Source organism: Micromonospora sp. NPDC048999 (assembly GCF_040649295.1).
Taxonomy (GTDB): Bacteria; Actinomycetota; Actinomycetes; order Mycobacteriales; family Micromonosporaceae; genus Micromonospora.
Genome location: NZ_JBEZFI010000002.1, coordinates 141856 through 165116 on the forward strand (window position 1 = coordinate 141856; position 23261 = coordinate 165116).

Here is a 23261-nt window from a genome sequence, read left to right on the forward strand (position 1 = left end):
CGCCGCCCGGCACGGATGTCCGTGCCGGGCGGCGTCGCCTGAAGCGGGTACGGAAGGGTCAGCTGATGCCGGCGTCGGCGCAGAGCTTCGCGAACGCCCCGGCGCAGAGGTCTTCCTTGGTCACGTAGCCGTCGTCCACGACGTCCTTGACGTTGTCCTTGAAGATCGCCTTTGGCGTGAGCAGCACGGCCGGCACGTCCCGGCCGCTCTCCGGGTCCTTGACGGTCTGGGGGGTGTCCTTCTTCTCGCCCTTGGCGAGCGAGATGGCCAGCGCGGCGGCGGCGTCCGCCTCCTGCTTGACCGCCTTGTAGACGGTCATGCACTGGTCACCGGCGAGGATGTTCTGCAGGCCTTCGACGGTGGCGTCCTGGCCGGTCACCGGGACCTTGCCGTTGAGCTTGTTCTTCTTCAGCACCGAGATAGCCGCGTTGCCGAGACCGTCGTTGGCGGCGAGCACCCCGTCAATCTTGCCGCCGGCGTTGGTGAGCTGCTGCTCGAAGATCGTGGCGGCCTGGGCGTTGTCCCAGTCCGGCACGGAGTCGTCGGCGGCCTTGGTGTATTCCCCGGAGTCGAACTTCGGCTTGAGCACCGAGTCGTACCCGTTCTTGAACAGGGTGGCGTTGTTGTCGGTCGGTGAGCCGTTGAGGTAGGTGATGGCCGGCTTCTGGACGCCCTTGTCGGTCAGGCACTTGACCAGGCCCTCGCCCTGGAGCTTGCCGACCGCCTCGTTGTCGAAGCTGACGTAGTACGCCGCCGAGCCGCCGAGGGTGAGCCGGTCGTAGTCGATGGTGGCCACACCCTGGGACTTCGCCTTGTCCAGCACGGCCTTGCCGGTGCCGGAGTCCAGGTTGACGATCATCAGGACGTTCACGCCTTCGCTGCTGATCATCGTGTCGGCGATGGTCTGGAACGCGTTCTTGTCGTTCTGAGCGTTGTCGATCTTGTAGTCGACGCCGGCGGCCTTGAAGGCCTCCTCCAGGTACTTGCGGTCCGCGGTCTCCCACCGCGCGGAGGACTTGCTGTCCGGGAGGATCACGCCGATCTTCGGCTTCTTGGCGCTGCCGGCCTGGTCGGAACCGCCGTTGTCACCACAGGCGGCCATGCTGCCGGCGGCCAGCAGGCCGGCGGCGGCGAAGGTGAGGAAGCCCTTGCGCATGTGCACGGGTCCTTTCCGGATGGTGGGGGATTGTGTTTTGTTGTGTCCGGCAACGTATTCCCCCCTCCGTCGCACATGCAAGACTGTCGAAGTCGGAAGTTTGTTGGCGGCAGTAACAATTCAGCAACGCCGCTGTCTGCCAGCTGGGCTCAGCCGGCCGCGATCGGTGCGGTGACGGCGTCGGTCAGCGCGACCAGATCCGCCGGAGCGAGCTGCAGTTGCAGGCCGCGACGGCCCGCCGAGACGTAGACGGTCGGATGGCCCAACGCGGACGCGTCGACCACAGTGGGCAGCCGCTTGCGCTGGCCGAGCGGGCTGATCCCGCCGCGTACGTAGCCGGTGGCCCGCTCGGCGACCGCCCGGTCCGCCATGGTGGCCCGCTTGCCGCCGACCGCGGCGGCCAGGCCCTTGAGGTCCAGCTCGCCGGTGACCGGCACGACCGCCACGGTGAGCCCACCGTCGACCTCGGTGACCAGCGACTTGAACACCCGCTCCGGTGGCACCCCGAGGGCCGCCGCGACCAGGGCGCCGTAGTTCGGCGCGTCCGGGGAGACGTCGTACGGGTGAGTGCTGTGCTTGATCTTCCGCTTCGTCAGCAGTGCTGTCGCCGGAGTGCCCTGTCCCGCCATGCCCGACAAGCTAACCCGGCCCGGCGTGGTGGGCGAGCCGAAAAACCTTTGGCGTGCGGCGCGGGGGGTCGCAGCCGATCCGGAAACGGTCAGCCGGCGGCCAGCGGCTGGCAGAGCAGCACGGTCGGCGCGCCGTCCACCCGGGTCAGCACCAGGCTGGCCGCCGCCTCGCCGGCCAGCCTCAGGTCGCGGCGCAGCTTCTCCGGCTCCAACGCCGAACCGCGCTTGAGGATCTCCACCCGGCCCACCCGGCGCTCCCGGAGCAGGGCGCGCAGCCGCTTCAGCGAGAACGGCAGCACGTCGGTGACCTCCAGGCAGCGGGCGAACGGGGTGGCCACGGGCGCGTCGGCGTAGAGGTAGGCGATGCTCGGATCGGCCAGCGCCGCGCCCAGTTCCACGGCCAACTCGGCGACGAGGTGCGCGCGGACCACCGCCGGGTCGGGGTCGTACAGGAAGCGGCGGACGGCTCCGACGGGTGCCTCGGCGTCGCCGCTGCCGGTGAGCTGATAACAGGGGGCCCCTGCGCCACCGGCGGCGTTAACGGGGGGCCCTTCCTTGCACAGGGTGGCGCGGCGGGGGAGGTCGGCCAGCGCGCCGCACCAGAGGGCGGCCTCGACCAGGTCGCCGGCCACGCTGACCCACTCCGCCTCGGCGCCTGCCGGGATCAGCGCATGATCCAGCCCGGGGGCCACCTTCACCACGGTCCGGGGCACCCGCTCGGCCAGCCCGGTGACGAAGTCCCAGGGCGGCGAGTAGGCGTTCGGATCGAAGATCCGCCGGCCGGTGCCCGCCTTCCGGCGGGCCGGATCGCAGAAGACCGCGTCCACCCGGGTCACGTCGAACGCGGTCGCGTCCCCGCACTCCACGGTGAACAGCCCGGCCAGCCCGGCCACCTCGGCGTTCGCGGCGGCCATCGCGGCGGTCACCGGGTCGGCCTCCACCCCGTACACCCGGATGCCGGCGCGGGCGGCGGCGAGCGCGTCCGCGCCCAGGCCGCAGCCCAGGTCGGCGAGGCTGCGCACCCCGGCGGCGCGCAGCCGGGCGGCCCGCCGGTCGGCGACCACCCGACGGGTGGCCTGCTCCAGCCCGGGGCGGGTGAGGAACATGCCGACGGCCTCCGGCCCGAACTTGCCGGCCGCCCGGCGGCGCAGCTCAGCCTGGGTGAGCGCGGCGGCGGCCAGCCCGGCCGGGAACCCCGCCGAGCGGAGCCGGGCCGCCGCGGTCAGCGGATCACCGCCGGCGACCTCGGCGGCCGCCGCGAGCGCGGCCGCCCCCTCGGGGGTACGCAGCGCGGCGAACTGGTCCAGATCCACCCGCCCATTGTCCGGGCAGCGCGCGACGCGCCGTGCGGCGGGTTGGCACTCTCCTTGACGGAGTGCTAGCCGAGGAATAACCTGCGATTAGCACTCTCACCCTGAGGGTGCCAACTCCCGGGCCGGGTGTCCGGGGGTTGAACGCCAGGCGGACCGGCACCCGCGACGACGGCCCCGCCCGGTGGCATGTGGCAGATTGACGCCGGTCGGCGTGCCGACCGGCAACGAAACCAGTACCCCAGGAGGGTATGCCCGTGACTACCGCGACCAAGGTTGCGATCAAGCCGCTCGAGGACCGGATCGTGGTCCAGGCGAACGAGGCTGAGACCACCACGGCGTCGGGCATCGTGATCCCCGACACCGCCAAGGAGAAGCCGCAGGAGGGCACCGTCCTCGCTGTCGGCCCGGGCCGGATCGACGACAAGGGTAACCGTGTGCCGATCGACGTGAAGGTCGGCGACACCGTCCTCTACTCGAAGTACGGCGGCACCGAGGTCAAGTACGCCGGCGAGGAGTACCTGGTGCTCTCCGCCCGCGACGTCCTCGCGGTCATCGAGAAGTAAGCAACCGATCAGTGTCGTTGCCCCGGTCCGGCTCGCCGGGCCGGGGCAACGTCGCTTCGAAGGGATACTGATGGCGAAGATCCTCAGCTTCTCGGACGACGCCCGGCACCTGCTGGAGCACGGCGTCAACGCCCTCGCCGACGCGGTCAAGGTCACCCTCGGCCCGCGCGGGCGCAACGTCGTCCTGGACAAGAAGTTCGGTGCGCCCACGATCACCAACGACGGCGTGACCATCGCCAAGGAGATCGAGCTCACCAACCCGTACGAGAACCTCGGCGCGCAGCTGGTCAAGGAGGTGGCGACCAAGACCAACGACGTCGCCGGCGACGGGACCACCACCGCGACCGTGCTGGCCCAGGCGATGGTCCGCGAGGGCCTGCGCAACGTGGCCGCCGGGGCCAACCCGACCGGCCTCAAGCGGGGCATCGACGCGGCGGCCCGGCAGGTCTCCGAGGCGCTGCTCGGCAAGGCCGTCGAGGTCGCCGACAAGGAGTCGATCGCGCACGTCGCGACGATCTCCGCGCAGGACGCCACCATCGGCGAGCTGATCGCCGAGGCGATGGAGAAGGTCGGCCGCGACGGTGTCATCACCGTCGAGGAGGGCTCCGCGCTCGTCACCGAGCTGGACGTCACCGAGGGCCTCCAGTTCGACAAGGGCTTCATCTCGCCGAACTTCGTCACCGACGTGGAGGGGCAGGAGGCGGTCCTGGAGGACCCGTACATCCTGATCACCACGCAGAAGATCTCGGCGATCGAGGAGCTGCTGCCGCTGCTGGAGAAGGTCCTCCAGAACAACAAGCCGCTGCTGATCATCGCCGAGGACGTCGAGGGCCAGGCGCTGTCGACGCTGGTGGTCAACGCCATCCGCAAGACCCTCAAGGTCTGCGCGGTCAAGGCCCCCGGCTTCGGCGACCGCCGCAAGGCGATGCTCCAGGACATGGCGATCCTGACCGGTGCCGAGCTGGTCGCCCCGGAGCTGGGCTACAAGCTCGACCAGGTCGGCCTGGAGGTGCTCGGCACCGCCCGCCGCGTGGTCGTCGACAAGGAGAACACCACCGTCGTCGACGGCGGCGGCCAGGCCTCCGAGGTCGCCGACCGGGTCGCCCAGATCCGCAAGGAGATCGAGGCTTCGGACTCCGAATGGGACCGGGAGAAGCTGGCCGAGCGGCTGGCGAAGCTCTCCGGCGGCATCGCCGTGATCAAGGTCGGTGCGGCCACCGAGGTCGAGATGAAGGAGCGCAAGCACCGCATCGAGGACGCCATCGCCGCGACCAAGGCCGCGGTCGAGGAGGGTACGGTCCCGGGTGGCGGTGCCGCCCTGGCCCAGATCCTGCCGGTGCTCGCCGACGACCTGGGCCTGACCGGTGACGAGAAGGTCGGCGTCTCGATCGTGCGCAAGGCGCTGGTCGAGCCGCTGCGCTGGATCGCCCAGAACGCCGGCCACGACGGCTACGTGGTGGTGCAGAAGGTCGTCGGCCAGGAGTGGGGCAACGGCCTCGACGCCGCCGTCGGCGAGTACGTCGACCTGGTCAAGGCCGGCATCCTCGACCCGGTGAAGGTGACCCGCAACGCGGTCACCAACGCCGCCTCGATCGCCGGCCTGCTGCTCACCACCGAGAGCCTGGTGGTCGAGAAGCCGGAGAAGGCCGAGCCGGCCGCCGCCGGTGGCCACGGGCACGGTCACGGTCACGGCCACCAGCACGGCCCGGGCTTCTGATCCCAGGCCGTCACGGCAACCGATCAGGGCACACCACCTCGCGAGGTGGTGTGCCCTGATCCGTATCTGCTCACGGATACCCGGCCGTGACCATCGGCACCGCCGAACCGAACCGGTGACCGGGGTCGAAGATGCCTCTCGCGTCGCCTGTAGAGCTGATGTCGTAAACGATTCACCGCCGATCCTCGGCGCCCCTGCCCGCCGAGGGGTCCGATCGACCAGCATTTGGCTGCTTGGGATCAACTTCTCCATCAGGCCGGCCGAGCCGGCCGGTGATGGGCCCCGACGGCGAAGGGACGGGTGGCGGCTGCCGAATCGTTTGCGATGTCAGCTCGAAAGGCAGGAAAGGGCCTTCCCCTCGTGCGGAAGCGGGCGTCGCCGGACGGCGGCCGCCCGCAGTTCCGGGCGCGCCGTCAGGGTGGTCGGTGAGGGCCGGTCAGGCGATCCGGCGCTGCTCCGGCACCGCGGACCTGTGTGGCGTGCCGAGGCGGGACTCCAGCCGGGCCACGTCGACCCGGGACTGCCGCCGGTCGGCGAGGTCCTCCCAGCCGACGGCGAGCAGCCGGAGCCGCTCCGACTCGCTGAACCCACCCCACACCCCGTAAGGCTCGCGGACCGACAGGGCATGCGCGGCGCACTCGGCCCGCACCGGACAGGTCCGGCAGACGGCCTTGGCGCCCGACTCGCGGCGCAGGCGCGACGATCCGCGCTCACCGTCCGGGTGGAAGAACTGCGCGCTGTCCCGCCCCCGACAGGAACCGAGTCGCTGCCAGTCCCAGAGGTCGACGATGGGTCCAGGCAGCCTGCGTACGTTCGACATCGCCCCTCGGTACCCGGGCGTTCCCGCGCTCACACATCTGTGATCGAAAACCTCGGACAACTCGCGGCATATGCCCCATCTGTCGGAAAAGTTCGGATGATTGCCCGGAACCTCCTCCCTGGCCGACCCCGTCGTGGTCTGCTCTGAGGCGGAGAGGGGAGACCACAGTGCGTAGCGTTCTCGTGTGCGTTCGGACACCACTCGCGGCCCAGCACCTGACCTCCGCGGCGGCGCGGCTCGGGCTGGCTGGTGCCGTCCGGACGGCGGTCTCCGACCCCGAGGTGATGCTGCGGCTCGCCGAGCGCCCGGTCGACGTGGTGCTCGCCGACACCGCCCTCACCCGGCCGGACAGCGCGGGCTTCGTCCGCCGGGTGCTCGCCCGTGCTCCCCAGGCCGCCGTGCTGCTGCTCGGCGCCGAGGAGTCGGAGGCCGCGGCGGCCACCATCAGCGCCGGCGCGCGGGGGCTCATCCAGGGCGCCGACCACGATCTGACCAGCGCGGTGGCGAAGGCGTTGCTGCTGCTCGCCGCTCCCGGGCGGCCGGCCCGGCACCGGGTGACCGACCCGGCCCGGGACGCCGCGGCGGTCGGTGGGTCGCCCCGCCCGGCCGCGTCGGCGCGTACCCAGGGCGGGCCGCAGGCCTGGTCGGCGGGCGCGGCGGAGGGCGCGCCCACGGTGGTCCCGGCGCAGCGCGGCGACGACCCGGCCGAAGCGGCCGGCGGCGAGCCGGAGCCGACCCCGGCGGGCGGCCCCCAGCGCGTGAACGCCCGCGGCGCGATGGGACTGACCGAGCGGGAACTTCAGGTGCTGCTCGGCATGGCCGAGGGGAAGAGCAACGCGGAGATCGGGCGGGAGTTGTTCGTCTCCGAGGACACCGTCAAGACGCACGCCCGCCGGCTCTTCCGCAAGCTGGGCGCCCGCGACCGGGCGCACGCCGTGGCGGCGGGCTTCCGGGCCGGTCTGGTCGCCTGAGTCTGAGCCGGCCGGGACCGGCCGGCTCGGTCAGTCCTCGGCGGGGACATCGTCCTCGGTGCCCTCGGTCAGGGTGTCGTGCACCCCGTCGGCGTAACCCCGGGCGTAGTCCCAGCTGACGTAGTGGTCGGGGTCAGGGTCGTACGCCGGCTCGTGCAACCGGGGCCGGCCGGAGTTGAGCAGGTGGCGCAGGTTGCCCCGGAGCAGGTCCCAGTCGAAGTAGTGCGGCTCACGGCAGTCCTCGCACTCGATAACCAGGCCGCGCACCCCGATCGGCTGGAGCAGCGCCTGATAGATCTCCAGGTCGGCGAGGTCCTCCAGGACGTCCTGCCGCTCGATCTCGGTCAGCGGGTCGATCGGGTCGTCCTCGCGCGGGTCGTGCAAATCGGCAGCCGGATCGGCCGGGTCGCCGCTGAAGGGGTCGATGGGCTCGTCGTGCACCCCCTCACCGTAGACCCCGGCGCACCGGAAAGTCCGCCCCTGGGCACACCTGTGGCGGCGCCGACCGGGGCCCGCCGCTGCCCGGCCCGGCGCAGGCCAGTGGGTACGATGAAGCCACGCGCCGTCGTTCCGGCGCTCGCCGGTGCCCGCGCGCGCCGCCTCGCTGAAGCCCGTCCGACCAGCTCAGGGGAGCAATCGTGGAGAATTCGCCCAGCACCGACCTTCCCGCCGGCATCGGCGGCGAGCTGGCCGGTCATCTGCCCGAGCTGCCGGCCGGTTCGGCGCGGGTGGTGCCGCTCGGGCTGACCTTCGACGACGTGCTGCTCCAGCCGGGCGAGTCGGACATCGTGCCCAGCCGGGTCAACACCCGCACCCGGCTCACCCGCAACATCGAGCTGAACATCCCGCTGCTCTCCAGCGCGATGGACACCGTCACCGAGGCGCGGATGGCGATCGCCATGGCCCGCCAGGGCGGCATCGGCGTGCTGCACCGCAACCTCTCCATGGAGGACCAGGCGCTCCAGGTCGACCTGGTCAAGCGCTCCGAGTCCGGCATGATCACCAACCCGGTGACCGCCAGCCCCGACGACACCCTCCGCGACGTCGACGCGCTCTGCGGGCGCTACCGCATCTCGGGCGTACCGGTGGTCGACGGCCAGGGCCAGCTCGTCGGCATCGTGACCAACCGCGACATGCGCTTCGTCTCCGACCCGGCCACCCCGGTCCGCGACATCATGACCCGGACCCCGCTGATCACCGCCCCGGTCGGGGTGAGCAAGGACGCGGCGCTCGACCTGCTGCGCCGGCACAAGGTCGAGAAGCTGCCGATCGTCGACGACGCGGGCAAGCTGCGCGGGCTGATCACCGTAAAGGACTTCACCAAGAGCGAGCAGTACCCGGACGCCACCAAGGACTCCGCCGGCCGGCTGCGGGTGGCCGCCGCGATCGGCGTGGGCGAGGACGCGTACAAGCGGGCCCGGCTCCTGGTCGACGCGGGCGTCGACGTGCTGATCGTGGATACCGCGCACGGCCACCAGCGGGCCGTGCTGGAGATGGTCGCCCGGCTCAAGAAGGATGTCGCCGTCGACATCGTCGGCGGCAACATCGCCACGTACGCCGGGGCGAAGGCCCTGGTCGACGCGGGCGTGGACGGCGTCAAGGTGGGTGTCGGCCCGGGCGCCATCTGCACCACCCGGATCGTCGCCGGGGTGGGTGTGCCGCAGATCACGGCGATCATGGAGGCCGCGCGGGCGGCCCGTCCGGCCGGCGTGCCGGTGATCGGCGACGGCGGCATCCAATATTCGGGCGACATCGCCAAGGCCCTGGTCGCCGGCGCCGACACGGTGATGCTCGGCGGCCTGCTGGCCGGCAGCGAGGAGAGCCCGGGCGAGCTGATCTTCATCAACGGCAAGCAGTACAAGGCCTACCGGGGGATGGGCTCGCTCGGCGCGATGCAGTCCCGCGGCCAGGCCAAGTCGTACTCCAAGGACCGCTACTTCCAGCAGGACGTGACCAGCGACGAGAAGCTGGTCCCGGAGGGCGTCGAGGGTCAGGTGCCCTACCGGGGCCCGCTCGCCCAGGTGGCCCACCAGCTCGTCGGCGGGCTGCGACTGGCGATGGGGTACGCCGGTGCCGAGAGCATCCCCGAGCTGCACCGGCGTGGCCAGCTCATCCGGATCACCGCGGCCGGGCTCAAGGAGAGCCACCCGCACGACATCCAGATGACCGTCGAGGCGCCCAACTACCACTCCCGCTGACCATCACCCCCAACCACCTGGAGTTCCCATGCGTGACGTGGTCGAGATCGGGCTGGGCAAGACCGCGCAGCGCGGCTACCACCTGGACGACATCGCCATCGTGCCGAGCCGCCGTACCCGGGACGTGGACGACGTCTCCACCGCGTGGCAGCTCGACGCGTACCAGTTCGGCATCCCCTGCGTCGGGCACCCGTCCGACGCGACGATGAGCCCCGCCTCGGCGGTGCGGCTCGGCCAGCTCGGCGGCCTCGGCGTGCTCAACGTCGAGGGCCTGTGGACCCGCTACGAGAACCCGACCAAGGTGCTGGAGGAGCTGGCCGGCCTGGACGAGGACGCCCGGGCCACCAAGCGCCTCCAGGAGGTCTACGCCGAGCCGATCCGCCCCGACCTGATCGCCGAGCGGGTCCGCGAGCTGCGGGCCGGCGGTGGCACGGTGGCCGTCCGGGTCTCCCCGCAGCACACCCTCGCGCTCGCCCCGGTGATCCTCGACGCCGGCGTGGACATCCTGGTCATCCAGGGCACCATCGTCTCCGCCGAGCACGTCTCCACCACCGACGAGCCGCTGAACCTCAAGGAGTTCATCGCCGACCTCGACCTGCCGGTCATCGTCGGCGGCTGCACCGACTACAAGACCGCGCTGCACCTGATGCGCACCGGCGCGGCCGGCGTCATCGTCGGCATCGGCGGCGACGGCTGGTCGACCACCGAGTCGGTGCTCGGCATCCGGGTGCCGATGGCCACCGCCATCGCCGACGCCGCCGCGGCCCGTCGGGACTACCTGGACGAGACCGGCGGCCGGTACGTGCACCTGATCGCCGACGGCGACATCCAGACCTCCGGCGACATCGCCAAGGCGCTCGGCTGCGGCGCCGACGCGGTGATGCTCGGCGAGCCGCTCTCGCTCTGCGAGGAGGCCCCGGCCGGCGGTGCCTGGTGGCACTCGGCGGCCAGTCACCCGTCGCTGCCACGGGGCGCGTTCGAGGTGGCCGGCGAGCCGCTCGGCTCGATGGAGAGGCTGCTCTTCGGCCCGGCCGACGAGCCGGACGGCCAGCTCAACCTCTTCGGCGGCCTGCGCCGCGCGATGGCGAAATGCGGCTACCGCGACCTCAAGGAATTCCAGAAGGTCGCCCTGATCCTCGACCGCTGACCCGGCACGACTGACCGCTGGCGCGGGTGGGCGACTTCCGGTGCCCACCCGCGTCGTCGCGCCGCTACGCTCGGCGGGTGGCGCGTGGCCGGCGGTGGTACGCGGCGGCGCTGGCCGCCGTGCTGCTGGTCGCCGGGTGCACCGAGCACGAGGACAGGCGGTTCCGGCCCGGGGCGGCCGACGTCGGTGACCCGTACCTGCCGGGGGCCGGCAACGGCGGCTACCACGTCGACCACTACGCGCTGAAAATCCGCTACGACCCCGCCGGCAAGCGGCTCACCGGCCAGGCCACCGTCACCGCCACCGCCACCATGGGCCTGTCCCGGTTCGACCTCGACCTCGCCGGCCTCACCGTCGACCGGGTGCTCGTCGACGCCGCCGTGGCGAAACACCGGCGCGCCGGCAACGAGCTGGTGATCACCCCGGCGCACGGCCTGCCGGCGGGCAAGCGGTTCGTCGTCGAGGTGTCGTACGGCGGCGTGCCGCAACCGCTGCACAGCGACGAGTTGGGCGACGGCGGCTTCCAGGCCACCGCGGACGGCGCGATCGCCCTCGGCCAGCCCGAGTCGGCGAGCAGCTGGTTCCCGGTCAACGACCACCCGTCCGACAAGGCCACCTACGACATCGAGGTGACCGTTCCCGACGGGCTCACGGCGCTGAGCAACGGGGTGCCGAAGGGGCAGTCCACGAAGGATGGCTGGACCACCTGGCGCTGGTCCGAAGGCGCACCGATGGCCAGCTACCTGACCACGCTGGTGATCGGCAATTACCGCGTGTCGACCAGCACGCACGCCGGGAAGCCGCTGGTCACCGCGGTCGCCGTTGAGTTGCCGGCGAACGGGCCGGCCGCCGCCGCGCTGGCGCGCACCGGCGAGATCGCCGACTTCCTGGCCGACCGATTCGGGCCGTACCCGTTCGACGCGTACGGCGGGATCGCGATCGGCGACGAGCGCATCCGGTACGCGCTGGAGACGCAGACCCGGCCGGTCTACGGGCCGGGTTTCTTCCGGGGCGAACGGCCGAACACGACCGTGGTCGCGCACGAGTTGGCCCACCAGTGGTTCGGGGACAGCGTCTCGCTGGCCCGGTGGAGCGACATCTGGCTCAACGAGGGCTTCGCCACGTACGCGGAATGGCTCTGGACCGAGCACGACGGCGGTCGTAGCGTGGCGCAGGCCTTCGCCGAGCGGTACGCGGCGACCGACTGGACGAAGCCGTCGGTGGACCCGGGCCGCGCGGCCATGTTCGGCGAGGCGGTCTACCAGCGCGGCGCGCTCGCCGTGCACGCGCTGCGTCGCGCGGTCGGCGACGAGACCTTCTTCCGGCTCCTGCGCGGCTGGCTCGCCGAGCGGCGGGACGGCACCGCCACCACCGCCGACTTCGTCGCGTACGCCGAGCGGGTCGCCGGCCGGCCGCTACGCCCGCTGTTCGACGCCTGGCTGGTCGGCGCGACCGCACCCGCCCTGCCATGAGCGACGGCCGCTCCCGCCATACCGGGACGCGCGTTTGAGCGTTGCTCGGTAGGCTGCCGCGGGCGGAGCGGCCCGGCCGGGGCCGCGACGGCGTACCCGAGGAGGGGCGAGGCGATGACGCTGGCGCGGCGGGGCGGACGACGATGGCTCGGGCTGGTGGTCTGCGGCGCGCTGCTGCTCGCGGGCTGCGACTCGGCCGACGGGGAGCCGGCCGCGCGGGCGTCCGGACAGCCCACCGCGGCGGCCACCCGGAGCTTCGCGCCCGGCGCGTCGGGGGCCGGGGACGCCTACTTCCCCAGCTACGGCAACGGCGGCTACGACGTCGCGCACTACACCGTCCAGGTCCGCTACGACCCGAAGACGGACCAGCTCACCGGCACCACGGTGGTACGGGCCACCGCGACGGCGGACCTCTCCGCGTTCAACCTGGACCTGGCCGGGCTGACCGTGCGGTCGGTCACCGTGAACGGTGTCAAGGCCGGCCACACCCGCACCGGCGACGAGCTGGTCATCACCCCGGCCGCCGGCCTCACCGCCGGCAACGGCTTCGTCGCCGAGATCCGGTACGACGGCGTGCCGGCCGCGCTGCGCAACGAGGCGCTCGGCGAGAGCGGCTGGCTGCACACCTCCGACGGGGCGATCGCGCTCGGCCAGCCGCAGTCGGCGAGCACCTGGTTCCCGGTCAACGACCACCCCTCCGACAAGGCCACCTACGACTTCGAGATCAGCGTTCCGAAGGAGCCGGAGGACCTGAAGGTGATCAGCAACGGTGTCTTCATGGGGCGGACGCTGCGCGGCGACTGGGCCACCTGGTCGTGGTCCGAGGGCACGCCGATGGCCAGCTACCTCGCCATGGTGGTGATCGGAAAGTTCCGGGTCACCACCAGGAAGCACAAGGGACGGCCGGTGTTCAACGCGGTCACCACCAAGGTTCCCGGCGGCCCTCAGGACCGGTCGATCGCGCGGGCCCTGGACATCGCCGACTACCTGGAGAGCCTCTTCGGGCCGTACCCCTTCGACGCGTACGGCGGGGTGGTGGTCGCCGACGACCGGATCCGGTACGCGCTGGAGACGCAGACCCGGCCGGTCTACTCGACCGGGTTCTTTCGCCAGGGTGAGAATACCGAGGTCGTCGCGCACGAGGTGGCGCACCAGTGGTTCGGCAACAGTGTGTCGCTGCAGAAGTGGCAGGACATCTGGCTCAACGAGGGCTTGGCCACCTACGCCCAGTGGCTCTGGGCCGAGCACACCGGGCAGTCCACCGTCCAGCGCACCTTCGAGCAGCAGTACGCCACCGCATCGGCGCAGGTCTGGCGTACGCCGCCGGGGAAGCCGGGGGTGGCGAACCTGTTCAGCGAGTCGGTGTACCAGCGGGGCGGGATGACCGTGCACGCGCTCCGGGTGGCCGTCGGTGACACCGCCTTCTTCACCATCCTGCGGACCTGGGCGGCGGAGAAGAAGAACGGCAACGCCACCACCGCCGAGTTCGTGGCGCTCGCCGAGCGGATCTCGCAGAAGAAGCTCGGCAAGCTCTTCGACGCCTGGCTCTACGGCACCGAACGCCCGGCCGCGCCGAAGCCGTTGTAAGGAAGGGCCCTGTCCTTCGGTAGAGCAGGGCCCCCTCTTGACCGCTGCTCAGGTCTTCACCCGCAGCTTCGGGTGCGCGGTGAGGAAGTCGTCGACGGTGCCGCCGCGTAGCGCGGCGAGAAACTGCCGGCCCATGGGCAGGAGTTGCTCGCCCTGGTAGGAACCGCCGCTGGAGACCGCGTCGCCGGGGAGCCCGACCAGGACGAAGGCGTCCGCGCTCAACCCGCCCAGGGCGTACGCGAATTCCACCAGCCGGCGCCCGCCACCGGCGTACACCAGGGTGTCGCCGAGAGCGTCCGCCACCTGCTCGACCCGCGCCGGGTCCCGGGCCAGCCCCGGGTCGAGGATCTTGCGGGCCAGCGCCCGGATCAGCTGCTGCTGGTGGCGCTGCCGGGTGTAGTCGCCGCCGGCGGTGTAGCGCTGCCGGGCGTAGTCCAGCGCCTGCCAGCCGGTCAGGTGGCGCTCGCCCTTCTCGTAGACCATCTGCGGTCCGGTGTAGCTGTCGCCGACCCGATCCCGGTACCGCCCGTCGGGCCGGCGGTGGATCGACGCGACCCGCTGGTCGACATAGAGGTCCACGCCGTCGAGGGTGTTGACCAGCTTGGTGAGGCCGGCGAAGGTGAGCACCGCGCCGGCGTCGATGCGCAGCCCGGTGTAGCGGCTGACCGTGGTGCGCAGCAGTTCGTACCCCTGGGCGGCACTCGGGTGGGCCTGGTCGCCACGGACCCGGCTGCCGTAGCTCATCGCGTGGGTCAGCTTGGTGCGGCCGCCCGGGTAGCCGGACTTCGGGTAGGCCGGAATGTCGACCACCAGGTCGCGGGGGAGTGAGAAGAGGTACGCCCGGTCCAGCCCGGCCGGCACGTGCAGGATGAGCACCGCGTCGGCGTGCGGTTCCCAACCCGGCACGCTGACCCGGGTGTCCACCCCGACCAGCAGCAGGTTGAGCGGGCCGGTGAGGTCGGCACCCGGCGGTGGGGTGGGGCTGGCCGGGGACGGGGCTGGTGTGCTGGCGGACGGGGAGGGCGTGGCCGGGTCGGCGGTCGGGCCGGGGGAGGCGACCGGGGACGGGCGGGAGACCAGCCGGATGGCGACCACCCCGCCAGCGGCGACCAGCAGCACCGCTGCCAGGGCCGCCAGCGCCAGCGGCCAACGTCGTCTCGGTCTCGTACCGGTCATCGTGGCCCCCTTCTCCCAGCGCTCTGCATGATCTGCGACGAACTCTCACTGGCGCTATGGCTACCCGTTGGTAATGATGCGTTCATGCGGTACGACGTGGTCGTCATCGGGTCCGGCTTCGGCGGCAGCGTCACCGCGCTCCGGCTCGCCGAGAAGGGCTACACGGTCGGCGTCCTGGAGGCCGGCCGGCGCTTCGCCGACGACGAATTTCCGGAGACGTCCTGGCGGGTGCGGCGTTTCCTGTGGGCCCCGAGGCTCGGCTGCTACGGCCTGCAACGGCTCGACCTGCTGCGCTCGGCCGGCCGGAAGGCCGGCGGCGCGGTCCTGGTGCTCTCCGGCGCGGGGGTGGGGGGCGGCTCCCTGGTCTACGCGAACACCCTCTACGAGCCCCTCGACGCGTTCTACAACGATCCGCAGTGGCGGGACATCACCGACTGGCGCGACGAACTGGCCCGCCACTACGACCAGGCGAAGCGGATGCTCGGGGTCACCGCGTACCCGGTGGTCACCAGGGCGGACCGGGCGATGCGGGCGGTGGCCGAGCGGATGGGGGTGGGGCACACCTTTCACGCCACCCCCGTCGGGGTGCACATCGGCCGGCCCGGCGAGCGGGCGGCCGACCCGTACTTCGGCGGGGCCGGGCCGGACCGCACCGGGTGCACCCACTGCGGCTCCTGCCTGACCGGCTGCCGGCAGGGCGCGAAGAACACCCTGGTCAAGAACTACCTCTGGCTGGCCGAGCGGCTGGGCGTCGAGGTGCACCCGCTGACCACGGTGACCGCCGTCCGGCCGGCCACCGGCGGCGGGTACGCGGTGCACACCGAGCGCACCGGGACCTGGCTGCGCCGGCACCGCCAGGTGATCCACGCCGACCAGGTGGTTTTCGCGGCGGGCGCGCTGGGCACCCAGCGGCTCCTGCACACGATGCGGGCCAGCGGGGCGTTGCCCGGGCTCTCGCCCCGTCTGGGCGAGCTGACCCGGACCAACTCGGAGGCGATCCTCGGCGCCTCGGTCGGCGCCCGCGAGGCCCGGCGGCGTGGGCTCGACTTCACCGAGGGGGCGGCGATCACCAGTTCGTTCCACCCGGACCCGCAGACCCACATTGAGCCGGTCCGCTACGGCCGGGGCTCCAACGCGATGGGCCTGCTCCAGTCGCTGCTGGTCGACGGTGGCCCGCGCCGGGCCCGGCGCTGGTTGGGCAGCATGGTCCGGCAGCCCGGGCTCGCCGTGCGCATGCTCTCCGTCCGCCGCTGGTCCGAGCGGACCGTGATCGCCCTGGTCATGCAGTCGGCGGACAACTCGCTCACCACCCGGCTCCGCCGGGGCGTGTTCGGCCGGCGGCTGGTCTCCGGCCCCGGGCACGGCGCTCCCAACCCGACCTGGATCCCGGCCGGCAACGAGGCCGTCCGGCTGCTCGCCGAGGAGATCGACGGTACGCCCGGCGGCGCGGTCACCGAGCCGTTCGACATCCCGATGACCGCGCACATCCTCGGCGGGGTGGTGATCGGGGCCACCCCTGAGCGTGGGGTGATCGACCCGTACCACCGGGTCTTCGGGCACCCGGGGCTGCACGTGGTGGACGGCGCGGCAGTCTCGGCCAACCTCGGGGTCAACCCGTCGTTGACCATCACGGCGCAGGCCGAGCGGGCCATGTCGTTCTGGCCCAACAGGGGCGAGGCGGATCCGCGCCCGCCGCTCGGCTCGGCGTACCGCCGGCTGGACCCGGTCCCGCCGCGGGAGCCGGCGGTCCCCGCCCACGCCCCCGCCGCGCTGAGGTAGGGAGGGGCCCCGGTTAACGCCTCCGGTAGGGCCGCGGCCCCCTGTTAACAACCTCGCAGCCGGGGCGCGTCCGGATCGCCGGTGACTGTCGGTAGGCTTTCTGCACATGAGCACGCCTCGCCCCGTCCTCGTGGTGGACTTCGGAGCCCAGTACGCCCAGCTCATCGCGCGCCGCGTACGCGAGGCGAGGGTCTACTCGGAGATCGTCCCGCACTCCATGCCGGTCGCCGAGATGCTGGCGAAGAACCCGGCCGCGATCATCCTGTCCGGCGGCCCGGCCAGCGTCTACGCCCCGGATGCCCCGCAGATCGACGCCGGCATGTTCGACGCCGGGGTGCCGGTCTTCGGCATCTGCTACGGCTTCCAGGCGATGGCCCAGGCGCTCGGCGGCACGGTTTCCCGGACCGGCAACCGGGAGTACGGCGGCACCCCGCTGCACGCCCGCGCCGACGCCGGCGTGCTGCTCCGCGACCTCCCGGACGACGTGCCGGTCTGGATGAGCCACGGCGACTGCGTCACCGAGGCGCCGGCCGGTTTCACGGTCACCGCCGAGTCGGCGGGCGCGCCGGTCGCCGCGTTCGAGGATCTGGCCGGCCGGCGGGCCGGCGTGCAGTTCCACCCGGAGGTCGGGCACACCGCCCACGGGCAGGAGATGCTCACCCGCTTCCTCTACGACATCGCCGGCATCGAGCCGACCTGGACGCCCGAGAACATCATCGACGAGCAGGTCGCCCGGATCCGCGAGCAGGTCGGCGACAAGGAGGTCATCTGCGGCCTGAGCGGCGGCGTCGACTCGGCGGTCGCCGCGGCGCTGGTGCACAAGGCCGTCGGTGACCAGCTCACCTGCGTCTTCGTCGACCACGGCCTGCTGCGCGCCGGTGAGGCCGAGCAGGTGGAGAAGGACTACGTCGCGGCCACCGGCATCAAGCTCAAGGTGGTCGACGCCCGGGAGCGGTTCCTCGGGGCCCTCGCCGGAGTGACGGATCCCGAGCAGAAGCGCAAGATCATCGGCCGGGAGTTCATCCGGGTCTTCGAGGCCGCCGCCCGGGAGATCGCCGCGCACGGCGACGTCGAGTTCCTGGTGCAGGGCACGCTCTACCCGGACGTGGTGGAGTCCGGCGGCGGCACCGGCACCGCCAACATCAAGAGCCACCACAACGTCGGTGGCCTGCCGGAGGACCTGAAGTTCGCCCTGGTCGAGCCGCTGCGCACGCTCTTCAAGGACGAGGTCCGCACGCTCGGCCTGCAGTTGGGGCTGCCCGAGGCGATGGTCTGGCGGCACCCGTTCCCGGGCCCGGGCCTGGCCATCCGGATCATCGGCGCGGTCGACGAGGAACGGCTCGCCGTGCTCCGCAAGGCCGACCTGATCGCCCGGCAGGAGTTGTCCGCCGCCGGCCTGGACCGGGATGTCTGGCAGTTCCCGGTGGTGCTCCTGGCCGACGTGCGCAGCGTCGGGGTGCAGGGCGACGGGCGCACCTACGGCCACCCCGTGGTGCTGCGTCCGGTCTCCAGCGAGGACGCGATGACCGCCGACTGGTCCCGGCTGCCCTACGAGGTGCTCGCCCGGATCTCCACCCGGATCACCAACGAGGTCGCCGAGGTCAACCGGGTGGTCCTGGACGTGACCAGCAAGCCGCCGGGCACCATCGAGTGGGAGTGACACCTCCTCACGCGGTGGGCGGCGTCGGCGGCGTCGGCGGCCAGCCCGGGGCGGTGTCCGCCGGGTGCGGCCAGGCGGGAGCGCCGGCCGGCTCCTCCGGCATCAGGAACCACATGACCAGGTACGCCAGCGCGGCGAGGCCGCCGCTGAACAGGGTGGCGACGGCGAAGCCGACCCGGACCAGGGTGGGGTCGACGGCGAAGTAGCGACCGAGGCCGCTGGCCACGCCGGCCACCATGCGGTCGGTGACGGGCCGGCGGAGCTGCTTGTACGGGGCCTGGGAGGGGTTTTGGTAGGTCATGGCTCAACGGTCCCGCACCAGGCGGCCGAAAACCTCGGTGACCGCCCGGACCTCTACCCTGACCAATCCCTGATACGCCAGGCTGGAGTCAGGAATCCGACTCTTCTCGATGGCGGTAACCGGGCCAGGGGAGAATTTGACCCCGTGACCACCACGCTGGAGCCGCTCCGCAGGATCGCGGCATACGCAGTTTGTGCTGATTCAGACGACCGAGTGTTGCTGGTCCGCGCATCGGAGCGCTCCGGCACACCGGGCACCTGGTCACTGCCGGGCGGGGCGGTCGACCACGGTGAGGACCCGAACCACACCGTCGTCCGGGAAACCGCGGCGGAGACCGGTCTCTCGGTCGCCGTCTCCGGCCTCCAGGATGTGATCGCCGACATGCGGGCCCTGCCCGAGCGCGGCATCACCATCCACACCGACCGCCTGCTCTACGAGGTCTCGGTGCGGGGCGGGACGCTGGCCGACCGGGAGGGCCGCCCGACGGACCTGGCCCGCTGGTTCACCCTCGACGAGGCCCGGGAGCTGCCGCTGCGCTCGTTCACCGCGCGCGCCCTGGGCCTGTCCTCCGCCACCGCCGACATCGTGCCGGAGGAGGTTCCGGAGTTCCCCTCGTTCTACGCGGTCCCCGGCCCCGACGGGCTCCACCGTGCGCAGCGCTTCGCCGCGTACGCGGTGGTGACCGATCCGGACGAGCGGGTGCTGCTCACCCGGGTCTCCGACGGCTATCCGGGCGCCGGCTGCTGGCATCTGCCGGGCGGCGGCACCGACTACGGCGAGCAGCCGGGCGCCGCGCTGATCCGCGAGCTGGTGGAGGAGACCGGGCAGACCGGCCGCCTGGTCGAGCTGCTCGGCGTCGCCAGCCACCGGGACGCCGCCTCGCTCGGCCCGGAGGGCTACCCGATCGACTGGCACGGCGTACGCGCCTTCTACCGGGTGGTCGTCGACCAGCCGGCCCCGCCCACGGTGGCCGACGTGGGCGGCTCCACCTGCGAGGCCCGCTGGTTCCGCCGCGAGGAGCTCAACGCCCTCCCCACGGACCGCCTCACAGAGGTAACCGCCGAAGCCGTCCAAGCCGCCCAACTCATCTGACCCGCCCCTCCCGGTTGATCATGAGGTTGACGGTGCGTTATGTCCGTCTCGGTGCCGCTAGCCTCATGATCGACGGGGTGTGAGCGAGCGGGAGGCGGGGCTGGTGGAGGAGCGGCGGCGGATCGGGGCGTACGGGGTTCTGCGGGACGAGTGGGGGCGGGTGCTGCTGGCCCGGGGGGCGGCCGGGTGTCCGTATCCGGGGGTGTGGCAGTTGCCCGGCGGCGTCATCGAGCACGCGGAGCATCCCGAGACCGCAGTGGTGCGCGAGTTCGCCGAGGGGACCGGGCTCGACGTCGAGGTGACCACGATCCGGGCCGCCGTCGCCGACGTGGCCGTCGTCCGGGACGCGGGCGTCGCACTGCACACCGACCGGCTGATCTTCGACATCGAGGCGCGCGGCGGCGCACTCCGCCCGGAGCCGGCCGGCGGCAGCGACGAGCTGGGCTGGTGCACGCCGGACGACGCGGCGGGCCGACCGCTGATGCCATTCACCGCCGAGTTGCTCGGGATTCCCGTCTCCCCCCTGCCGGCCGACCTGCCCCGGGCCCTGCCGCCCGCCCCGGCCGCCGCCCCCACCGCCGACCGGCGGCAGCGCTTCGCCGCGTACGGGCTGGTCACCGATCCGGCCGGGCGGGTGCTGCTCACGATGATCGCCGACGGGTACCCGGGGGCCGGTAGTTGGCACCTGCCCGGCGGCGGCACCGACCACGGCGAGCAGCCGGCGGCCGGGCTGCTGCGCGAACTGGTGGAGGAGGCCGGCCAGCTCGGCCGGGTGGTGGACCTGCTGGCCGTCGACAATCTGCACAATCCCGCCGCGCTCGGCCCCGAGGGGCGACCGCTGGACTGGCACGGTGTTCGGGTGATTTATCGGGTACGCGTCGACGCCCCGACCGATGCGGTGGTGACCGAACTCGCCGGCGGCTCCACCGCGGCGGCCGCCTGGTTCGCTCCCGAGGAGATCGACGGCCTGCCGATGACCGACGTGGCGGTCCTGGCCACCGGGCATCGAAGCGGGTGACGCCCGCTCGTTCGGCCGAGGCGGACGCCTCCGGTACAGTCGGAGGCCGGGGTTGGGCCGACGAAACGGGCGTTGACGCCCGAGATGGGAATGAGTGAGCGGTTCGCGCGGTTAAGTCGGTTACAAGTAGTGCTGACAGCTATCGCCAAGCCCCTGTCCCCTGTGCAATGGTGTACTCCCGCAAACGGGCTGCCGGGCCGGAATGGTCCGGCACGAGACAGCCGGACACCCGCCCGAGGGGCGGCCAGCCGATCCGGTGATGGAGGAAACGTGCCGAGAGCCCTATGGCGCCGGCGTCGTACGACTGACAGTCCGCGCCCCGCAGGGCGTCGCTGGGCGGGCGGCTTGCGCCGCAGCAGCACGTTCGCCCGCCAGGTGCTGCTGGTCCGGGTGGGCCGCCGGGATGGCGCTGCCGCGCCCGCGACCGACCTGATCGCCCCCGACCACCGCCGCACCGACCGCCAGCGCCGTCGCTACGGTCGGCTCGACCCGGAGGCCACCGAGGCAGTGCTGCCGGTCAGCCCGGCGCTCGCGCCGGCGGCGGCGGCCGACGAGGCGCCGGCGATGTCGATTCCGCTCCTGCCGGGTGCCCGCACCGCTGGCCGCCGGGCCAAGTTCGCCCTGGTCAACGCCTGCACCCTGAGCAGCCTGATGCTCGGCATGCTGGCGATCTTCCTGGCCATGCGGGCCGAGGTCCGGCCCGCGGCGCTCTGCCTCATCGCCTGCGTCGGGTTCGACGGCCTGGACGGCGCGTTGGCCCGCAAGCTCGGTGTGGCCAGCCCGTTCGGCGCCCAGATGGACTCGCTGGCCGATATGTGCTCGTTCGGCATCGCCGCGCCGGTGGTGGTCTACGCCTCGCTGGCCGGTTCGGTCCGGCCGGCGGCCGCCGCCGTGGCCTGCGCCCTGGTCGCGGCCTGCGCCGCGATCCGGCTCGCCCGGTTCAACGTATCGCCGAAGGACGGGCGGTTCTTCTGCGGCGTACCGACCACCATGGCGGCGGCCGTGCTGGCCCTGACCGTGGCGATCGGGCTGCCGGTGCCCGGCCTGGTGATGGTCGCCGGGGTGACGCTGCTCGCCTTCGCCATGGTCTCCAGCTTCCCGTACGCGAAGCTCGCCCGGCTGGTGAAGCTGCCGCCGTGGCTCTGGCTGGCTCCGGTGGTCGGCGCGCTGATCGACATCCGGCTCACCTTCGCCCTCGTGGTGGTGGGCTACCTGTTCAGCGGCCCGGTGCTGTGGCTGCACCAGCGCCGTACCGCCTGACCCGTTCCAGCAAAAAGGGGGCGCCGCGACGAGCGGGCGCCCCCTTTTCATGCCCGGGTCAGCTCCAGCGGGCGATCACGGACGAGCCGCCGACCACCTTGTCGCCGGGGCCGACCAGCGGCTCGGCCGCCTCCGCCGGCAGGTAGACGTCGGTACGCGAGCCGAACCGGATCAGACCGAAGCGCTCGCCCCGGGCGAGCAGCGCGCCGACCGGTGCCCGCTGCACGATCCGCCGCGCGATCAGGCCGGTACGCTGCGCGACCACCACCGTGCCGTGCTCGGTGTCGAGCACCGTGTACGCCGCCACGTTGTGCTCGGCGCCCGGCTTCATCGCGTTGACGAACCCGCCGTCCGCGACGAAGTAGTCGACCACCTTGCCGGCCACCGGGGAGCGGTTGACGTGCACGTCCAGCACGGAGAGGAAGACCGCGATCCGCAGCCACTCGCCGTCGCCGAAACGCTCGTCGTGCAGCCGCTGCACCGACAGGACCTGGCCGTCCGCCGCGGCGACCACGGCCGCCGGGTCCTCCGGGACGTCCCGCTCCGGGTCCCGGAAGAACGCGGCCACCGGCGCGGCGGCCAGCGCCGGCAGCAGCCAGAGCTTCGACTTCGGCCGGGCCAGCCGGGTCAGCGCGGCCAGGCCGAGGCTGATGCCGGCCGCCGCCACGCCGTTGGAGTCGATGTGCATGTTCCGGGTCAACGGCACGCTCGACGGCCGGTACGCGGGCGCGAGCCGGGCGGCGAGCGCGACGGGCACCGGGGTGAAGCGGAGGTGGTGCACCCGTACCGGTGGAGAGTTGCGCAGCACCAGGTCGGTGCGGACCCCGTGCAGCAGGCCGTGCCGGTCCAGTTCGGCGCCAGCGCCCTCGCCGCGGAAGAGGGGCGCGGCGACGCTCAGCACGCCGCCCTCGGCGAGGTGTTTCGACAGCCCGTCGACGGCCGCCCGGGTCTCGTCGGCGGTGCCGCCGAACGGTTCGGCGGCGATGACCACATCGGCGGCGTCCGCCTCGGCGAGGGTGTCGTCGACGCGTACCCGGTCAGCGACCCAGCGGCCCTGGGCCGTCACGTGCTCGCGCAGCGCGGCCGGTGAGCAGCCCTCCGCCGGCACGACGGTGAGCCGGTCATCGGGGAGCAGCGCGTCGATCGCGGCGGCCAGCACCGCGGACTCCGGGGTCACGCCGACCAGCAGGGCGGCCTTCGAATCGTTACGCCGGGTGAACTCGGCGACGAGGGTACGGGCGGCGCGCTCGCCGACGCGGACCGGGCCGGACGGGCCGGGGGTGCGTACGGCGGGGGACTGGGTCATGTCGGACGGGCTCCTGACGAGATAGAGACGGGACGCGGCGGGACCGCCACGGCGACCTGGCCGGCCGGGGCCGTGGGACGGTGCCCGGTGACCGGG

At 72.5% G+C, this 23261-nt stretch carries 20 protein-coding genes; 12 read left to right on the forward strand and 8 right to left on the reverse strand.

Features of this window, described 5'->3' with window-relative positions; translation table 11 throughout:
• Positions 1–58 precede the first annotated feature (58 nt).
• From AB0C02_RS05100 to AB0C02_RS05110, 3 genes are all read right to left on the reverse strand, one after another.
• On the reverse strand, positions 59–1156 hold the full coding sequence (locus AB0C02_RS05100) for a substrate-binding domain-containing protein (protein ID WP_357541306.1): 1098 nt from the start codon (positions 1154–1156) through the stop codon (positions 59–61).
• A gap of 149 nt (positions 1157–1305) precedes the next feature.
• Positions 1306–1785: a Cys-tRNA(Pro) deacylase gene (ybaK, locus tag AB0C02_RS05105; protein ID WP_357541308.1), complete on the reverse strand. Its 480-nt coding sequence runs from the start codon at positions 1783–1785 to the stop codon at positions 1306–1308.
• An 89-nt stretch (positions 1786–1874) separates the two neighbouring features.
• Positions 1875–3098 (reverse strand): methyltransferase domain-containing protein, encoded by a 1224-nt coding sequence (locus tag AB0C02_RS05110; protein ID WP_357541310.1) that lies wholly within the window; start codon positions 3096–3098, stop codon positions 1875–1877.
• 248 nt (positions 3099–3346) lie between these two features.
• On the opposite strand from AB0C02_RS05110, the gene groES reads away from it, so the two are divergent.
• Entirely contained in the window at positions 3347–3661 is a 315-nt protein-coding gene (groES, locus tag AB0C02_RS05115) for a co-chaperone GroES (RefSeq protein WP_018222648.1), read from the forward strand.
• A 70-nt stretch (positions 3662–3731) separates the two neighbouring features.
• Complete coding sequence (gene groL / locus AB0C02_RS05120) at positions 3732–5378, forward strand: chaperonin GroEL (RefSeq protein ID WP_357541312.1); 1647 nt, start codon at positions 3732–3734, stop codon at positions 5376–5378.
• A gap of 436 nt (positions 5379–5814) precedes the next feature.
• Here the strand turns inward: groL and AB0C02_RS05125 are convergent, their stop codons facing one another.
• A complete protein-coding gene (locus AB0C02_RS05125) occupies positions 5815–6198 on the reverse strand; it encodes a WhiB family transcriptional regulator (protein ID WP_357541314.1) in 384 nt (127 codons plus the stop codon).
• A gap of 167 nt (positions 6199–6365) precedes the next feature.
• On the opposite strand from AB0C02_RS05125, the gene AB0C02_RS05130 reads away from it, so the two are divergent.
• Entirely contained in the window at positions 6366–7169 is an 804-nt protein-coding gene (locus tag AB0C02_RS05130) for a LuxR C-terminal-related transcriptional regulator (protein ID WP_357541316.1), read from the forward strand.
• A 30-nt stretch (positions 7170–7199) separates the two neighbouring features.
• Here AB0C02_RS05130 and AB0C02_RS05135 read toward each other — a convergent pair whose 3' ends face one another.
• On the reverse strand, positions 7200–7610 hold the full coding sequence (locus AB0C02_RS05135; RefSeq protein WP_357541318.1) for a DUF5319 domain-containing protein: 411 nt from the start codon (positions 7608–7610) through the stop codon (positions 7200–7202).
• A gap of 197 nt (positions 7611–7807) precedes the next feature.
• Between AB0C02_RS05135 and guaB the strand changes: the two genes are divergently transcribed.
• The 4 genes from guaB (at position 7808) to AB0C02_RS05155 (ending at position 13573) form a co-directional block, all read left to right on the forward strand.
• Positions 7808–9367 carry an IMP dehydrogenase gene (guaB, locus tag AB0C02_RS05140; protein ID WP_357541320.1) on the forward strand — a complete coding sequence of 520 codons (1560 nt, stop codon included), beginning with the start codon at positions 7808–7810 and terminating at the stop codon, positions 9365–9367.
• Positions 9368–9395: 28 nt separating this feature from the next.
• Positions 9396–10514 (forward strand): GuaB3 family IMP dehydrogenase-related protein, encoded by a 1119-nt coding sequence (locus tag AB0C02_RS05145; RefSeq protein WP_357541322.1) that lies wholly within the window; start codon positions 9396–9398, stop codon positions 10512–10514.
• 110 nt (positions 10515–10624) lie between these two features.
• Positions 10625–11986 carry a M1 family metallopeptidase gene (locus AB0C02_RS05150; RefSeq protein ID WP_357541798.1) on the forward strand — a complete coding sequence of 454 codons (1362 nt, stop codon included), beginning with the start codon at positions 10625–10627 and terminating at the stop codon, positions 11984–11986.
• 114 nt (positions 11987–12100) lie between these two features.
• Positions 12101–13573 (forward strand): M1 family metallopeptidase, encoded by a 1473-nt coding sequence (locus AB0C02_RS05155; protein ID WP_357541324.1) that lies wholly within the window; start codon positions 12101–12103, stop codon positions 13571–13573.
• 48 nt (positions 13574–13621) lie between these two features.
• Here AB0C02_RS05155 and AB0C02_RS05160 read toward each other — a convergent pair whose 3' ends face one another.
• Entirely contained in the window at positions 13622–14749 is a 1128-nt protein-coding gene (locus AB0C02_RS05160; protein ID WP_357541326.1) for an LCP family protein, read from the reverse strand.
• Positions 14750–14833: 84 nt separating this feature from the next.
• Between AB0C02_RS05160 and AB0C02_RS05165 the strand changes: the two genes are divergently transcribed.
• Positions 14834–16528: a GMC family oxidoreductase gene (locus AB0C02_RS05165; RefSeq protein WP_357541328.1), complete on the forward strand. Its 1695-nt coding sequence runs from the start codon at positions 14834–14836 to the stop codon at positions 16526–16528.
• 106 nt (positions 16529–16634) lie between these two features.
• The gene (gene guaA / locus AB0C02_RS05170; RefSeq protein WP_357541330.1) at positions 16635–18188 is read left to right on the forward strand and encodes a glutamine-hydrolyzing GMP synthase; all 1554 of its coding nucleotides are present in this window, start codon (positions 16635–16637) and stop codon (positions 18186–18188) included.
• Between the two features lie 7 nt (positions 18189–18195).
• On the opposite strand, the gene AB0C02_RS05175 is transcribed toward guaA, so the two are convergent.
• On the reverse strand, positions 18196–18489 hold the full coding sequence (locus AB0C02_RS05175; RefSeq protein ID WP_357541332.1) for a PspC domain-containing protein: 294 nt from the start codon (positions 18487–18489) through the stop codon (positions 18196–18198).
• A 144-nt stretch (positions 18490–18633) separates the two neighbouring features.
• On the opposite strand from AB0C02_RS05175, the gene AB0C02_RS05180 reads away from it, so the two are divergent.
• The 3 genes from AB0C02_RS05180 (at position 18634) to AB0C02_RS05190 (ending at position 21859) form a co-directional block, all read left to right on the forward strand.
• A complete protein-coding gene (locus AB0C02_RS05180; protein WP_357541334.1) occupies positions 18634–19581 on the forward strand; it encodes an NUDIX domain-containing protein in 948 nt (315 codons plus the stop codon).
• 103 nt (positions 19582–19684) lie between these two features.
• Positions 19685–20599 carry an NUDIX domain-containing protein gene (locus AB0C02_RS05185; protein ID WP_357541800.1) on the forward strand — a complete coding sequence of 305 codons (915 nt, stop codon included), beginning with the start codon at positions 19685–19687 and terminating at the stop codon, positions 20597–20599.
• Between the two features lie 345 nt (positions 20600–20944).
• Positions 20945–21859, forward strand: a complete 915-nt coding sequence (locus AB0C02_RS05190; RefSeq protein ID WP_357541336.1) for a CDP-alcohol phosphatidyltransferase family protein — start codon at positions 20945–20947, stop codon at positions 21857–21859.
• 58 nt (positions 21860–21917) lie between these two features.
• Here AB0C02_RS05190 and AB0C02_RS05195 read toward each other — a convergent pair whose 3' ends face one another.
• Positions 21918–23165 carry a phosphatidylserine decarboxylase gene (locus AB0C02_RS05195; RefSeq protein ID WP_357541338.1) on the reverse strand — a complete coding sequence of 416 codons (1248 nt, stop codon included), beginning with the start codon at positions 23163–23165 and terminating at the stop codon, positions 21918–21920.
• Positions 23166–23261: the final 96 nt, after the last annotated feature.

Coding starts and splice junctions, on each gene's coding strand:
- groES (WP_018222648.1), top strand. CDS start 3,347: ATGCCCGTGACTACCGCGACCAAGGTTGCGATCAAGCCGCTCGAGGAC.
- AB0C02_RS05155 (WP_357541324.1), top strand. CDS start 12,101: ATGACGCTGGCGCGGCGGGGCGGACGACGATGGCTCGGGCTGGTGGTC.
- AB0C02_RS05165 (WP_357541328.1), top strand. CDS start 14,834: ATGCGGTACGACGTGGTCGTCATCGGGTCCGGCTTCGGCGGCAGCGTC.
- guaA (WP_357541330.1), top strand. CDS start 16,635: ATGAGCACGCCTCGCCCCGTCCTCGTGGTGGACTTCGGAGCCCAGTAC.
- AB0C02_RS05100 (WP_357541306.1), bottom strand. CDS start 1,156: ATGCGCAAGGGCTTCCTCACCTTCGCCGCCGCCGGCCTGCTGGCCGCC.
- AB0C02_RS05175 (WP_357541332.1), bottom strand. CDS start 18,489: ATGACCTACCAAAACCCCTCCCAGGCCCCGTACAAGCAGCTCCGCCGG.
- ybaK (WP_357541308.1), bottom strand. CDS start 1,785: ATGGCGGGACAGGGCACTCCGGCGACAGCACTGCTGACGAAGCGGAAG.
- AB0C02_RS05160 (WP_357541326.1), bottom strand. CDS start 14,749: ATGACCGGTACGAGACCGAGACGACGTTGGCCGCTGGCGCTGGCGGCC.
- groL (WP_357541312.1), top strand. CDS start 3,732: ATGGCGAAGATCCTCAGCTTCTCGGACGACGCCCGGCACCTGCTGGAG.
- AB0C02_RS05125 (WP_357541314.1), bottom strand. CDS start 6,198: ATGTCGAACGTACGCAGGCTGCCTGGACCCATCGTCGACCTCTGGGAC.
- AB0C02_RS05195 (WP_357541338.1), bottom strand. CDS start 23,165: ATGACCCAGTCCCCCGCCGTACGCACCCCCGGCCCGTCCGGCCCGGTC.
- AB0C02_RS05145 (WP_357541322.1), top strand. CDS start 9,396: ATGCGTGACGTGGTCGAGATCGGGCTGGGCAAGACCGCGCAGCGCGGC.